Below are 15032 nucleotides of genomic sequence, written 5' to 3' on the forward strand. Positions count from 1 at the left end.
TCATTCGTTATGATCAAAACATACGATCCCGCAAAATATAAAACGCCCACCGGCTCCACCCTCAACTGCAAAGGATGGGTGCAGGAAGCGGCACTGCGCATGTTACTCAACAATCTCGATCCCGATGTGGCCGAACGTCCTGAAGAACTGATCGTGTACGGAGGAAGAGGCAAGGCCGCCAGGAATTTCGAAGCGCTTGACCTCATCATCAAAGGACTGAAAGACCTGGAAGAGAACGAGACCCTGCTCATTCAGAGCGGAAAGCCCGTTGGCATTCTCAGAACGCATAAGGATGCGCCCCGCGTGCTGCTCAGCAATTCACAGCTCGTTCCCAACTGGGCCAACTGGCAACATTTTGATGAACTGGAGAAAAAAGGACTGATGATGTACGGCCAGATGACCGCCGGCTCCTGGATCTATATCGGATCGCAGGGCATCGTTCAGGGCACTTATGAAACCTATGCAGCTGCGGCCGATAAACATTTCGGAGGAACACTTCGTGGTACCTTCAACGTTACTGCTGGCCTCGGTGGCATGGGTGGCGCTCAGCCACTCGCCATCACCATGAATGAAGGCGTGGCCCTGGTAGCGGAAGTGGAAAAATGGAGGATCGAAAAAAGATTGCAGACAAAATATCTGGATGTGATGATCGAAGATATCGATGCCGCTATCGACCGTGCGCTGGAAGCCCGCGCAAAAGGAGAAGTGCTGAGCATCGGTGTTCTCTGCAATGCCGTAGACCTTCTGCAAAGACTGGTTGACCGCAACATAACCCCGGATACACTTACAGACCAGACTTCCGCGCACGATCCGCTGATCGGTTACTGGCCACACGAAATTTCCTATGAGCAGGCGAAAGTACTGCGCACGGAAAATCCACAGCAGTACATCGATTATGCTTACAATTCCATGTACCGTCATGTTGAACTGATGCTGGAGCTGCAAAAGCGCGGCGCTATCACATTCGATTACGGCAACAATATCCGCGCACGCGCCAAAGAAAAAGGATTGCAGAACGCATTCGATTTCCCAGGTTTTGTTCCGGCCTATATCCGTCCGCTTTTCTGCGAAGGTAAAGGACCTTTTCGCTGGGCGGCGCTCAGCGGCGATCCTGTTGATATTGCTGTAACCGATGAACTGATCGGCAATATGTTCCCCGAAAACAAATCCTTGCAGCGCTGGCTGAAACTCGCAAAGGAAAAGATCGCCTTCCAGGGACTGCCTGCCCGCATTTGCTGGCTGGGACAGGGAGAGCGCGAACGCGCAGGACTGGCCTTCAATGAACTGGTGAAAAATGGAAAAGTGAAAGCGCCGATCGTGATCGGGCGTGATCACCTGGATACAGGTTCAGTAGCATCGCCCAACCGCGAAACCGAAGCCATGCTCGATGGCAGCGATGCAGTAGCCGACTGGCCATTACTCAATGCACTGGTGAATACTGCCGGCGGCGCCAGTTGGGTAAGCCTCCACCACGGTGGTGGAGTAGGAATGGGCTACAGCATTCACGCAGGCATGGTGATAGTGGCTGATGGAACCGAAGATGCTGCACAAAGACTCGCCCGTGTGCTGAGGAACGATCCTGGTATGGGCGTGATCAGGCATGCCGATGCCGGTTATGAACTGGCGATAGAAACAGCAAAAGAAAATGGACTTGACCTGAAAGAAAGATTGGGTTAAGCTTTTCAGATAAGATCATAAGCCGCTTGTGAATTACAGGCGGCTTTTCTATTTTGTGGAAAGCTGGCCAGGAAAATGCTCCAATAGCATCTGTTCATAAATCAGCTACTTTCATTGTATGAAGCATCTATCCTTTTGTTTGTTAATTTTGCTAGCAGCCTGTACAGATATTTTTGCACAGACCGGCAAAGAAGAATCCATTATCCTCGATATCCGGAAGGAATTCACTGCTATCAATGCTGCTGAGAAAAAATACAAAGTATTGGCTTCCGAAGTGGAAGGGCTTTCTACTGAAGGCGGCGACATCAAAAAATACTACGACAGTACCGAACTGAAAAAAGCGATCCTTACATTGTACGGCGAATCCGGAAAAATGATCGTTGATTATTACTTCTCCAACAATAACCTGATCTTCGCTTTCGAGAAAAATGAAAGCTACGACAAACTGATCTATCAGGGAAAAGTGAAAGTGGTGAGCACTATTGAGAACAGGTTCTATTTCGATAAAAAGAAACTGATCCGCTGGGTACAGGACAAAAAAATTAAGGATAAAAGTCTATATCCAGCACGCGAACAGGAGATCCTGGCAGACCTTGCGGGAGATCTGAAATTGATTGAATAATAAAAAGGAACAAAATCATTTGAGATCATAATACATATCTTCTCCATTTTCTCCTTTAACACAGATCAACATCGGAGAGATTTTTATGATCTTATAATTCTTTTGACTGAGCACAGTACCATCAAAATTATAGCGTGTTACTTTTGTAGCCAGATTCTTCGAGTAATAATTTCTGAACATAACAGGAGACCCCAGTTTATATTCCGGGTTAACTATGCTTCCATAAATATATTCATCGGTATGACTGGCAACCCAATTGGTTTGATCGGGGGAAAAAGATGATTGGGTAAGGATGCTTCCTTCACCATCTCTTGAGAAAGTATAAAGCTGATAAGGATTTTCCACGCCCAATCTTGTTATAAACACTATGCAGGAATCAAAATATGGATCACTGTCTTTATATCTGAATTCGTGCCTTAGCATTGTTTCTGGTCTTCCGTCAACCACTTCCTCTGTCATGCTCTTTAAGCGGCCATCTTCGAAATACGTTATCTTTTCAACGGTTCGCCAAAAACCGGCTATACTAACATGACTGTTCATTATCTCTGACAATTGCCCATCTTCATAAATAAATGAAGTACCACCACCTGCGTCTGTCACACCTGTAAAATCAACATACCTGTTGCTCAATAACCCTTTTTCATCGTATTCAAAAATTGTGGGGAAACCGAATCCATTTGCGTAGATCTTTACAAGTCTGAACTTTCGATCTGTGCTTTTATTACACGCAATCAATCCAATAAAACAGAAGAAATACAATAATGACCATCTCATAAGAAAAGGCATTTTCAGTTAGTAGTTGGGGCTGGTACAAACCTGACAATGCATCATTCGTCAACGTTGCATCATCTTACCGCAACGGTGTGAATTCCCATAACGCTGCCGCATATACGATCTCCCATACCCGATATTAATATCATTTTAATTATCCCTCAATGGGCACCCACAAAGCGTTACGGCGCTTTAACACCCCGTTAAACCTCATTATGTTTGCCTCTTCCGGCCTTAGGTTCTATCTTTGCATCACTTCCGTAAGGCATTATTCTATAATGTTTTATTAGCCCCAAGCTCCATGCCGGTGCATGGCCCTTTTTTTGAACCGGGAAATAAGGTACATTTTTCTAAGTTCCGTACTCCCCAAAATCTGAATAGTATTATGGCTAGACTGATCATCATTTCGAACCGATTACCTTTTTCCGTAGATCATGATGGTGACCAGGTGAGCATCCGTCAGAGTTCGGGCGGACTGGTATCCGCTATCAAAAGTTATTTTGAATCCGACGCAGCCAAAAACAGCAATATCACAGAGAAGATATGGATGGGCGTAGCTGACTTCTCCAGGGAGGATTTCGATAGGGAAGTGGTGCCCAAACTGGATAAGTATGATTTTACCGCATTGCCAATATTCATAGATAAAGCACTATACAAAGACTATTACAATGGCTTCTCCAATTCAACGCTGTGGCCACTTTTCCATTATTTCCCTTCCGTAGTGGAATACCATTCTCATTATTTCGAAGCCTATTCCAAAGTGAATTCTTTGTTCGCGGAAACCCTGTTGCCTATTCTGCAGCCGGACGATGTGATCTGGATACACGATTACCAACTCATGTTGCTGCCCGGAATGCTGCGTGCACGAGCACCAAAGGCTACCATTGGCTTCTTTTTACATATTCCTTTTCCCAGCTACGAGATCTTCAGAACATTACCCACAGATTGGAAAATGAACCTGCTCCGCGGCCTCATGGGCGCAGATCTGGTGGGATTCCATACCTACGATTATGTGGAGCATTTTGTACAATCTGTCCGTATGGTGCTGGGAGCCGATAATAGTTTCAGAAGTATCCAATACCAGAACCGTCTCGTGAAAGCTGATCTTTTTCCCATCGGCATCGATTATAAGAAATTCAGCAACGCCGGTAATGAACCTGAAGTGCAGGAGCTCAGAGCCGAAGTGCAAAAGAATTTCGAAGGGAAAAAGATCATCTTCTCGGTAGACAGACTCGATTATACCAAAGGATTGATGGACCGTCTCATCGGCTTTGAATATTTCCTCAATCAACACCCTGAATGGCAGGAGCGGGTTGTGTTCATGCTGAACGTAGTGCCTTCGCGTGATGATATCATCGCATACACGAGAAGAAAAAGAACCATCGAAGAAAAAGTGAGCAGCATCAACGGTAAATTTTCCAGCATCAGCTGGCAGCCGGTAATCTATCGTTACATGCACCTTCCGTTCAATGAACTGGCGGCATTGTATCAATCCGCTGATGTGGCATTGATCACACCGCTGCGCGATGGCATGAACCTCGTTGCCAAAGAATATGTGGCCAGTACCGTGAACCAGCGTGGCGTGCTGATCCTTAGCGAGCTCGCGGGAGCAGCCAGTGAGCTGAATGAAGCCCTGCTGGTGAATCCCACCGATGTGCAGGATGTCAGCAATGCCATCGCAAGAGCACTGGCCATGCCCATTCCGGAACAAAAACAAAGAATGGCGCTGATGCAAAAAAGACTCATCGATTACGATGTGATCCGCTGGGTGAACGATTTCCTGGACCAGCTCTCCAATGTGAAAACAGAACAGAACAAACAACAAACGAAACTCCTGGACGATAAGATCACTGATCATATCCACCAGGCATATCAAAAAGCAAAAAAGAGAACTCTGCTGCTCGACTATGACGGTACACTCGTACAATTTGCCCGCCTGCCGCAGGATGCAAAGCCTACTAAAGAATTGCTGAAAGCTCTCACCAAACTGGCGGCAGACAAAAAGAACGAGGTTGTGATCATCAGCGGCAGGGAAGCAGATACCCTCGAAGAATGGCTCGGTAAATTACCAGTGACACTGGTAGCCGAACACGGAGCCAGCTATAAAATGAAAGGGGAAAAATGGACGCATTCCGAAACCATTTCAGACAAATGGAAAGAAGAGATCCGTCCCGTGATGCAGACATTCGTCAGCAGGTGCGTAGGCTCTTTCGTGGAAGAAAAGAAGAACACCATCGCATGGCATTACAGGAATACCCACCCGGACCTCGGTTTCAGCCGCTCACGCGAGCTGATCAATAACCTCAATATGCTGCTGCAAAACACTTTGCTGCAGGTGATAGATGGCAATAAAGTAGTGGAAGTTCGCATGACCGGCGTAGACAAGGGAGTGATGGCGAGAAAGATAGTGCAGGAAATGGACCCGGACTTTGTACTGTGCATCGGCGATGATACCACAGATGAGGATATGTTCAAAGCGCTCGATGAAAGAGCATTCACAATAAAAGTTAGTAACGGACCAACGGCAGCACAGTTCACAGTACTTTCCCAACAGAATGTACTGCCTTTACTGGAAGAACTTACCCTGCCAATAACCAATTCAGCCTATGCCGGTTCATAAGTACAACCTTGGCATCGTAGGGAATTGTTCCTACCTCGCCTATATCGACACAAAAGCAGATGTTAAATGGATGTGCCTCCCAAAATTCGACAGCAGCTTCCTCTTCGGATCACTGCTTGACGAAAAAAAGGGAGGGCATTTCAGCATTCAACCTGCAACAGAGAATTACACCAGCCGCCAGTATTACATTCCCAACACCAATGTGCTGTGCACGGAATTCACCGCGCCGGACGGAGTGTTCCGGGTGGAAGACTGCGCCCCGCGCATGATCGTGCACGAAAGACAGTTCAGACCCCTCATGCTGGTGCGCAAGATCAAGCTCATACAGGGTGAGCCCGCCATCCGTATCGTTTGCCAGCCAACCGGTAATTACGGACGCATGGCGCCCGAGATCTATACAGGCAGTAACCATCTCCGTTATATGGGGTTCGAGCAGCAGGTGCGCCTTACCACAGATGTGCCACTCAACTGGATCATCAAGGAACAACAGTTTGTGCTGGACCAGGACCGCTACCTGGTGCTCACCTACGGCGAGCCGCTGGAAGCTCCGCTCAGGGAAACAGCCGAATCATTCATCAACCAGACCATCAAATACTGGCTGAAGTGGATCAAGAGTTCCTATATCCCGGAGATCTACCAGGATGAGATCATCCGCTCCGCACTGGTACTGAAACTTCACCAGTATGAGGACACCGGAGGCATCATCGCTTCCGGCACCACCAGTCTTCCTGAATTCCATGATTCCACCCGCAACTGGGATTACCGCTACTGCTGGTTCCGTGATGCTCACTACACACTCAAGGCATTTAACCAGATCGGTCACTTTGAGGAGCTTGAAAAATATTTCGATTTCATCCAGAATATCCTTCGAAACAACAATTCAGATACACTGCAACCACTGTACAGTATCACAGGTGAAAAAGATATCGAAGAGATCACTATTGACCTCCATGGCTATCTCGGTAACCGCCCCGTACGCGTAGGCAACAAAGCTTATGTGCAGGTGCAGCATGACGTATATGGACAAGTGCTGGTGAGCCTCCTGCCACTGTACACTGATAAACGTTTGACATTTACCAAAAAGAGCAGTTACAAATCCATCGTGCCATGGCTGCTCGCCCAGATTGAAAGAACGCTTACAATGCCCGATTCCGGATTATGGGAATTCAGGAATACAGTACAGGTGCATACCTATACCTTGCTCTTCCATTGGGCTGGCGCCAAAGCCGCATTCAAGATCGCACAGGCATTCAACGATGTGGAACTGATGAAGAAGGCAGATGCCATCGCACGCGAAGCAGACAGGCTGCTGGATACATCTTACGATAAAACGAGAAAAGTGTACCCGCAGGCAATCGGCACGCCCAACCTGGATGCCAGCACTCTCAGTATGGTCACCATGGGTTATATAGATCAGAGCTCCGAAAAAGCAAAGCAACATATCGCCGAACTCGAAAAGGAACTGCTGGCCGATCACGGACTTTTTTATCGATATAAACACTATGATGATTTCGGTTTCCCGGATACCACTTTTCTCGTTTGCGCTTTCTGGTATGTGGATGCTCTGGCCTGCGTAGGCAGGGTGGACGACGCCATCAAAAACCTCAACCAGCTGCTGACATTCAGCAATCACCTGGGCATCTTCAGTGAAGATGTAGGTACTGATGGTTCCCAGTGGGGCAATTTCCCCCAAACCTACAGCCATGTGGGACTGATCAATGCCGCTTTGAGGATCGCCAAAAAACTCGACAGACCGGAATTTCTATAAGCGCTTATATAAATAAACAATATTATCTTGCGGTAAATTAACCTGCATGCCCGGCACCATTTTTACCAATATCAGGATACTCGTCAATACACGTACAGAATCCCATTTGTTGTACGGAAAGGAACTGGCAGAACTGCCATCTATCCAAAATGGCTGGCTGCTGGTGGAAGATGATACCATTGCCGCCTACGGCTCCATGGATAACATGCCTTCCAGTTACAATTCCGTAAAAGAAATGGTGGACGCGAAAGGTGGCCTGGTACTGCCTGCCTGGTGCGACAGCCATACACATATCGTTTTTGCAGGAAGCAGGGAAAATGAATTTGTAGACAAGATCAGGGGGCTCAGCTATGCAGAGATCGCAGCAAGGGGAGGAGGGATCCTGAACTCCGCCGGAAAGCTAAGAGAAGCCTCCGAAGATGAACTCTTCAATCAGGCCTGGCAAAGACTGGATGAGATCAGCAAACAAGGCACAGGAGCGGTAGAGATCAAAAGCGGCTACGGATTAACGGTAGAGAGCGAACTGAAGATGCTCCGCGTGATAAAAAAGCTCAGGGAGAAATCGCCTCTCAGTATCAAATCCACTTTCCTCGGCGCACATACCTATCCACCTGAATTCAGAGAGAACCACCAGGGATATATCGATCTGATCATCAATGAAATGTTGCCAGTGATCGGAAGGGAAAAACTGGCCGACTATATCGATGTGTTCTGCGAAACGGGATTCTTCTCTCCCGAAGAAACGGCTACCATTTGCAGGGCAGGCATGGAATACGGACTTAAACCGAAGATCCACGCCAATCAGTTGAATCTTTCCGGTGGAACGCAGGTGGGCGTAGCGCTTGGCGCCGTGAGCGTTGATCACCTGGAAACAATGGATGATTACGCCATCAAAACACTGGCCGCTTCCAAAACGATCGGCACACTCTTGCCAACTGCTGCATTCTTCCTGCGCATGGGTTTTCAGCCAGCCCGTCAACTGATTGATGCCGGCTGTGCCATTGCACTGGCCAGCGATTTCAATCCCGGTTCTTCACCCAGCGGCAATATGAACCTGGTGCTGGCAATGAGCTGCATCCAGATGCGCATGTTGCCGGAAGAAGCTATCAATGCGGCTACGATTAACGGCGCTTTCGCAATGGAACTATCGCAGGAGCTGGGCAGCATCACCGTTGGCAAAAAAGCTAATTTGCTTTTAACGCGTTCTGTGCCGTCAATATCTTATCTTCCCTACGCATTCGGTTCACCGCTGGTGAGCAGGGTAATGCTTGGAGGTAACTGGATCAGTTAATGTAATTCGATAGCATGGCGTTTAAAAAGAAAAAGAAAGCAGACCCCGTATATGCCTTCCTCGAAAATAGTCCGGCAGTGTCGGTCAGAGACAGGGAAGGCGCATTGAACTATCTCGTATCCTTTGTGAATTTACTTCGTCCGAAACCATCGGACACGGCTGAACAGACAGATCAAAATTTTTCCACCGTCATACGGTTATTGTACCAGTTTCCCGCATCGCTCAATGCGCTGCGCACAGCCATGATCGCCCAGCTGGTGAACAGCAACCTGGTGCCCATGTTCACAGAAAGCGGCATCACCGTTTCGCGGGGTGTTGGCCGTGAGCTCTATGCAAGACTCAAACACAAGTTCCTGCCTGCATTGCAGGACCATAACGACTTCCTCTACCTGCTGGACCGCATCTTCTATAAAAAGGCCGATTATGTTTGGGTGGAATCCATTCCACGCGAAAGATGGATCCAGTTCTTCGAGCTCATCAAACTACCACTCAGCTCCAATGAACCAGTGATCATCAACCAGGCGATGGTATCACTGCAGATCCTCGGAGCCGGCGTGGCGCAGCTCGGATGGGAGAAAGAGATCATCACCAATACCAATGTGAAATGGATGCAGGCGGAAAATCCATTCGAAACACAACAGTTCCTGATCTATGAATTAAGGGAACTGATGATCAGTGAAGCGCCTGTTGAAAAGATCAAATCATTGTCCGTCCGCATCAGGGATGTACTGAAAGAAGCACGTCTACTGGTGGATAGTATCCGCAGCAGCACCAATGAAAAAGGCACCAGTCTCTCACAAACATTCATCCTCTTCCAGATCGAACAGAAGCTGAACCGCATGGAGCTGCTGCTGGATATCGTGGATGGAGACGAACATATCAATACCACGCGTTTTGTAGACCTCTTCCATTCCGTGGTCCGCTACGAAAACCGCAAGAACAGTCTTCGTGAATTCCTTTCACAGACCACCGGATATGTTGCATACCAGATTGCCGAGCATAAAGGCAAGAAGGGCGGCAAATACATCACCTCATCACCCAAAGAATACTGGGCCATGATGGTGAGCGCCATGTTCGGCGGACTGATCATTGTATTTGTAGCGATACTCAAAACATTATTGCATCATCTGCCACTGGCCCCTTTCTGGCAGGGATTTGTGTACAGCGTCAATTACAGTGTGGGCTTCATTGCCATCGAGGAAACAAAATCCACACTCGCCACCAAACAACCCGCATTCACTGCCAGCGCTGTGGCCAGCTCACTGGATACAAAGAAAGATGAGAAACCGAATCTCTATAACCTGGCAGTTACCGTATCCAAAGTGTTCAGAAGCCAGACGGCCAGTTTCATCGGTAACCTCATCATCGTATTCCCTGTTACCTATATCATGGCCTGGCTTTTCGATATCTGTTTCGGTCATCCGCTGGTGGGCAGGGAAGAAGGGATACAGATGCTTCAGGACCAGCATCCCTGGCAAAGCCTTTCTCTGCTCTACGCCTGCAACACCGGTGTGTTCCTCTTCATCAGCGGCATCATTGCCGGATACGTTCAGAACAAAATGAATTATGGAAAAATAGAAAGAAGGCTGGTGGAGCATCCGGTGCTGAGATTATATTTCGCACCAAAGAGATTGCAGCACATCGCATCCTATCTCAATCATCATGCAGGAAGCCTGGTAGGTAATATTTCGCTGGGTTTCTTCCTGGGCACTGCCGCCATCATCGGAAAGATCTTCGGCGTACCTTTCGATATCCGTCACATCACCATCTCTGCCGCCAATACTTCACTGGGACTATATGGAGTGGGATGGGAGAGTATCAACGGCAGCTTCCTGCTTACCGTGTTCATCGGTGTGCTCTTCATCGGCTTCCTGAACTTCCTGGTAAGTTTTTCTTTGGCATTTATAGTGGCCGTGAGGTCCAGAGGCATACATTTGCGTGATTACCCTGAGTTCCTGCAGATCCTCTGGAAATATTTCAGAACCCATCCGCTGGATTTCTTCAGGCCCAGGAAACGCATCACCAATAACTGATTTCAATTCCGGAAAAACGATTAGCATATGAAACACTTCGAATTCTACGACAAAGCTGAAATACTCAAATACACTAAGATCAGGCGTTTTGAAACCAAGTTGGGCGAATGTGTGGAAGTACTGGCCGGAGATCAGCACTGGGAAACAAACCTGAGCCAGAGCAAAGCGAAATTCGTGCTGTTCGGAATACCGGAAGACATTGGTGTAAAAGCGAACAGCGGTGTGGGAGGCACAGAATCCAGCTGGCAACCATTCCTCCGCAGCTTTCTCAATATTCAGAGCAATGATTTCCTGATCGGCGATGAGATCCTGGTGCTGGGACATTTCGATTTTGGCGATTTGCACCAGCTCATTCAAAACAATGCACACAACGAGGAAGAAAGCCTGACTGCTTACCGCCATGCTGTGAACGCGATCGACGATGCAGTGGAAGCATTGGTGAAAGTGATCACTGCACATAATAAAATCCCCATCGCCATCGGCGGAGGTCACAATAATGCCTACCCGATGTTGAAAGGGTCTGCCAAGGGACTGCATAAGGCTGGCATCATTCCCCTGGCGCAGATCAATTGCGTGAACCTCGATGCACATTCCGATTACAGGCCCGCAGAAGGACGCCACAGCGGTAATGGATTCCGTTATGCTGAAGAAGATGGCTACCTGCAGAAATACTGTATCGTTGGTATCCATGAGAACTATCTCCCGCAGAATGTATGGATGGATATCGTGAACAATCCTTTCATCGATTGCGTCACCTATGAGGATATTTTCATAAGACAAAAAAGAACATTCGTACAGTCGATCACCGATGCACTTGACTTCATGGATGATCAGCCAACAGGAGTGGAGCTGGACCTGGACAGCATCGAAGGTGTATTGTCCAGCGCAACAACGCCTGCCGGACTGAATTCGCTGCATGCCCGCCAGTACGTTTCCCTGTTTGCAGCAAGCGGCAAACCTGCCTACCTGCATATCTGCGAAGGCGCAACGCGCCTGGAAGATGGCAGAAAAGACGAGTCCACCGGCAAGCTCATCAGCTACCTGGTCAGCGATTTCGTGAAGGCTTAGAGGCACTGATGAATAGGCCTGGCCTGCGCCAGGTCGCTCGCCTCCCGGGAGTGACTGCCACCCTGCGATTACACTTTGAAATACCCCTGTATTTGCTTTATCTTTGTGTATACATGCGACCAGACTATCCGCATAAGATTTTCGACGATAAGCGCCACAACTACTGTCTGTTGATGGAGGCGCTTGCCATGACAGCGCCCGCCGCATAATAACTGCATCGGGAACAATAAACTGTTCCACTTTTCTCTTTTTACACCAACTGATTTATTGCCGGTCTCCTGCTGACCATTCATCCATTGCAGATAAAAAAAACATTTAGCTATGTCAACGCTTACTGCGGTTAATGCCAATAATGAAACCAATATCGATTTCCTGCCATTACAGGGAACGGATTACGTAGAATTCTATGTGGGCAATGCCAAACAGGCCGCTCATTATTATAAAACAGCTTTCGGTTTCCAGAGCCTGGCCTATGCAGGTCCTGAAACTGGTGTGAAGGACCGCGCATCTTATGCTGTACGTCAGGACAAACTCACTTTCGTTTTCACTACACCGTTACGCGCCAACAACGAGATCGCCGATCATGTTTACAAACACGGTGATGGCGTGAAAATGCTGGCACTCCGCGTGGACGATGCCACCAGCAGCTGGGAAGAGACCACCAAACGCGGCGCAAAGAGCTATATGGAGCCCACACGCAGCAAAGACGAATTTGGTGAAGTGGTAATGAGCGGTATCCACACTTACGGAGAAACCATTCACCTTTTCATCGAACGGAAGAATTATACCGGCGCATTCATGCCCGGCTACAAAGCCTGGAACACCATCTACAACCCGCCTGCAACCGGCCTCATGTATGTTGACCACTGCGTGGGAAATGTAGGCTGGAACCAGATGGACAAATGGGTAAGCTTCTATGAAGATGTGATGGGCTTCCGCAATATCCTCAGCTTCGACGATAAGGATATCTCCACCGAATACTCTGCACTCATGAGCAAGGTGATGAGCAATGGCAACGGCTTTGTGAAATTCCCCATCAATGAGCCTGCAGAAGGTAAGAAGAAATCACAGGTGGAAGAGTACCTTGAATTCTACGACGGCGAAGGTTGTCAGCACGTGGCGCTCGCAACTGCAGACATCGTAACCACCGTTACTGACCTGCGTAATCGCGGCGTTGAATTCCTGAAAGTGCCAACCACTTATTACGATGAACTGGAAGAAAGAGTAGGGAAGATCGATGAGGATATCGAGCCGCTGAAAGAGCTCGGCATCCTGGTGGACCGCGACAATGAAGGGTATCTTCTCCAGATTTTCACCAAGCCAGTGGAAGACAGACCAACCCTCTTTTTTGAGATAATACAGCGCAAAGGCGCCAAAAGCTTCGGTAAAGGGAACTTCAAAGCTCTCTTCGAAGCCATTGAGCGCGAACAGGAACTTAGGGGAAATCTCTGATTTTTGTTCAATCGGGGCTGTTGATTGTTGAGCAGACGATCAACTTCAATGGCTCCAACTTATTGAGGCCGTTGCCACTGAAGTGCGCAACGGCCTTGTTTTTCCACAATGTTAACAACAACGGTTGTCCTTCGCTTTTCTTTATTTGTTAATTTTACCCGACCCAACCATTTTCCTAAAATATACCGGTCCTGAAAACGTTATACAATTGTGCGATTAAGAACCATGAGATATCTTCTGATTGTAGCAGCTTTCCTGTTTCTCCACGGAACAGCAAGATCGCAGGCATCTGCTTCCTCCCTCAACTTTGTTGAATACCAAAAATCTTTCCCCCGTTCCGGCGATGCCTGGAAACGCAAGGAAGATACTTTGATGAAGCAGTTCCAGGCGAAGAACCTGAAATGGCCTTTCAAATTCATGTATGTGCGCTCCTTCAAGTACGACAGCAAACTTGAAGTATGGGTGAAAAGCGAATACACTGAAAAGTTCCAGCTCTTCAAAACATATAAGGTCTGCGCACTTGCCGGCACACTCGGCCCCAAGCGCATGATGGGCGATTTCCAGGTGCCCGAAGGCCTTTACTATATCAATGAATTCAATCCGAGAAGTAATTACCACCTGAGCCTGGGCCTCAACTATCCCAATGCTTCAGATAAAATACTTTCCGATTCCCTCCAGCCCGGCGGCGATATCTATATTCACGGCAGCTGCGTTACCACCGGTTGTATTCCTGTTAATGATGATCAGATAGAAGAGCTGTATGTGCTGGCATCGCTGGCCCGCGGACAGGGACAGGATTTCATTCCCGTGCATATTTTTCCCATTCAGTTCAATAATCAGAAAAGTGTGGATTACCTCACCAAATACCTCAGGGATTATCCAGAATACAAAATGATGACCGAAGAACTGAAAGACGTTTACGAATACTTCAACAGAACACAGCAGATACCCGTTGTTTCCGTGAACAAAAAAGGAAACTACCGGATGGAAAACGAAATGCCGCCCCTTGTTGAGAAAGATGCCAAACCTGTGAAGAAGAAAAGGCCGGCGCGTGTTGTGGAAGAATATACCGGGGAGATTGCCGGCGTTGTTAATACATTGCCCGTGTTTCCAGGAGGCAACCAGGAATTTCAGTCATTCATCGATAAACTGAGCAGTGAAATGAGTGAGCACCTCGAAGAAGGCCAGACAAAGACCTATGTGATGATGGAGTTCGTGATCGACAGCGCAGGCGCTACCCATGCAGTGAAAGTACTGAAAGGAGGGAATGATGAGATCAATCACCGCCTGGCAGAAGCCTTTGAGAAAATGCCCCGCTGGTCTCCCGCCATCCGCCTTGAAAAGAAAGTTGCAGTGAAACTCAAGCAATCGATCTTCATTGAAAAGTGATTTACTTGAAGGACATAAGAAAAACACAAATGCCCTGCCGGAAGGCGGGGCATTTGATTTGTATAAAGAAGTTGAAAATTAACTCAAATGATGTCCATAGCCAACACGAAGAACGTGCACACGAAAGGAAGGATCATTGTCAGGTACTCCCATCTTGCTATGATGGCATAGATAAAGAGGATCGTGAAAACAAAGAATAACAACCAGTATAAGCCTCTGTATTTTGCGGACGTTGTCATGTTCTAAAAAATTTGTGCAAAAATAAGGGGAAAGCGTTAATTATTCGCGTTTTAGACTAATTTCATTCATACCCACCCTAAAAATTGTTCAAAACCGTTATC

The 15032-nt window shown here is 47.7% G+C and carries 11 protein-coding genes; 9 read left to right on the plus strand and 2 right to left on the minus strand.

All coding sequences use genetic code 11. From position 1 onward, the window contains the following. Positions 1 to 9: 9 nt before the first annotated feature. Both hutU and FSB84_RS22265 read left to right on the plus strand, forming a co-directional pair. Positions 10 to 1677, plus strand: coding sequence for a urocanate hydratase (gene hutU, locus FSB84_RS22260; RefSeq protein ID WP_130540067.1), 1668 nt, complete (start codon positions 10 to 12; stop codon positions 1675 to 1677). Positions 1678 to 1816: 139 nt separating this feature from the next. Continuing rightward, positions 1817 to 2299, plus strand: coding sequence for a hypothetical protein (locus FSB84_RS22265; RefSeq protein ID WP_130540068.1), 483 nt, complete (start codon positions 1817 to 1819; stop codon positions 2297 to 2299). Between the two features lie 15 nt (positions 2300 to 2314). Here the strand turns inward: FSB84_RS22265 and FSB84_RS22270 are convergent, their stop codons facing one another. Further along, a complete protein-coding gene (locus tag FSB84_RS22270) occupies positions 2315 to 3073 on the minus strand; it encodes a hypothetical protein (RefSeq protein ID WP_130540069.1) in 759 nt (252 codons plus the stop codon). Between the two features lie 382 nt (positions 3074 to 3455). Here FSB84_RS22270 and FSB84_RS22275 point away from each other — a divergent pair, with 382 nt between their 5' ends. The 7 genes from FSB84_RS22275 to FSB84_RS22305 all read left to right on the plus strand — a co-directional run bounded on the left by FSB84_RS22275 (position 3456) and on the right by FSB84_RS22305 (position 14691). Further along, positions 3456 to 5690: a bifunctional alpha,alpha-trehalose-phosphate synthase (UDP-forming)/trehalose-phosphatase gene (locus tag FSB84_RS22275; protein WP_130540070.1), complete on the plus strand. Its 2235-nt coding sequence runs from the start codon at positions 3456 to 3458 to the stop codon at positions 5688 to 5690. Beyond that, a complete protein-coding gene (locus tag FSB84_RS22280; protein ID WP_130540071.1) occupies positions 5677 to 7458 on the plus strand; it encodes a glycoside hydrolase family 15 protein in 1782 nt (593 codons plus the stop codon). Before FSB84_RS22275 ends, FSB84_RS22280 begins: the two co-directional genes overlap by 14 nt. Positions 7459 to 7504: 46 nt before the next feature. After that, positions 7505 to 8749, plus strand: a complete 1245-nt coding sequence (gene hutI, locus FSB84_RS22285) for an imidazolonepropionase (RefSeq protein WP_130540072.1) — start codon at positions 7505 to 7507, stop codon at positions 8747 to 8749. Between the two features lie 14 nt (positions 8750 to 8763). After that, the gene (locus tag FSB84_RS22290; protein WP_130540073.1) at positions 8764 to 10782 is read left to right on the plus strand and encodes a site-specific recombinase; all 2019 of its coding nucleotides are present in this window, start codon (positions 8764 to 8766) and stop codon (positions 10780 to 10782) included. 27 nt (positions 10783 to 10809) lie between these two features. Continuing rightward, entirely contained in the window at positions 10810 to 11850 is a 1041-nt protein-coding gene (locus tag FSB84_RS22295; protein ID WP_130540074.1) for a formimidoylglutamase, read from the plus strand. A 321-nt stretch (positions 11851 to 12171) separates the two neighbouring features. Further along, the gene (gene hppD / locus FSB84_RS22300; protein WP_130540075.1) at positions 12172 to 13302 is read left to right on the plus strand and encodes a 4-hydroxyphenylpyruvate dioxygenase; all 1131 of its coding nucleotides are present in this window, start codon (positions 12172 to 12174) and stop codon (positions 13300 to 13302) included. 225 nt (positions 13303 to 13527) lie between these two features. After that, positions 13528 to 14691, plus strand: coding sequence for a L,D-transpeptidase family protein (locus FSB84_RS22305; RefSeq protein WP_130540076.1), 1164 nt, complete (start codon positions 13528 to 13530; stop codon positions 14689 to 14691). Between the two features lie 83 nt (positions 14692 to 14774). Here FSB84_RS22305 and FSB84_RS30840 read toward each other — a convergent pair whose 3' ends face one another. Further along, complete coding sequence (locus FSB84_RS30840; protein WP_165434889.1) at positions 14775 to 14930, minus strand: hypothetical protein; 156 nt, start codon at positions 14928 to 14930, stop codon at positions 14775 to 14777. Between the last annotated feature and the right edge of the window lie 102 nt (positions 14931 to 15032).

The organism is Pseudobacter ginsenosidimutans (assembly GCF_007970185.1).
Classification (GTDB): Bacteria; Bacteroidota; Bacteroidia; order Chitinophagales; family Chitinophagaceae; genus Pseudobacter; species Pseudobacter ginsenosidimutans.

Excerpts from the sequence above, each read along its gene's own strand:
- hutU (WP_130540067.1), top strand. The coding sequence starts at position 10 with ATGATCAAAACATACGATCCCGCAAAATATAAAACGCCCACCGGCTCC.
- FSB84_RS22270 (WP_130540069.1), bottom strand. The coding sequence starts at position 3,073 with ATGAGATGGTCATTATTGTATTTCTTCTGTTTTATTGGATTGATTGCG.
- FSB84_RS22275 (WP_130540070.1), top strand. The coding sequence starts at position 3,456 with ATGGCTAGACTGATCATCATTTCGAACCGATTACCTTTTTCCGTAGAT.
- FSB84_RS22280 (WP_130540071.1), top strand. The coding sequence starts at position 5,677 with ATGCCGGTTCATAAGTACAACCTTGGCATCGTAGGGAATTGTTCCTAC.
- hutI (WP_130540072.1), top strand. The coding sequence starts at position 7,505 with ATGCCCGGCACCATTTTTACCAATATCAGGATACTCGTCAATACACGT.
- FSB84_RS22290 (WP_130540073.1), top strand. The coding sequence starts at position 8,764 with ATGGCGTTTAAAAAGAAAAAGAAAGCAGACCCCGTATATGCCTTCCTC.
- FSB84_RS22295 (WP_130540074.1), top strand. The coding sequence starts at position 10,810 with ATGAAACACTTCGAATTCTACGACAAAGCTGAAATACTCAAATACACT.
- hppD (WP_130540075.1), top strand. The coding sequence starts at position 12,172 with ATGTCAACGCTTACTGCGGTTAATGCCAATAATGAAACCAATATCGAT.
- FSB84_RS22305 (WP_130540076.1), top strand. The coding sequence starts at position 13,528 with ATGAGATATCTTCTGATTGTAGCAGCTTTCCTGTTTCTCCACGGAACA.
- FSB84_RS30840 (WP_165434889.1), bottom strand. The coding sequence starts at position 14,930 with ATGACAACGTCCGCAAAATACAGAGGCTTATACTGGTTGTTATTCTTT.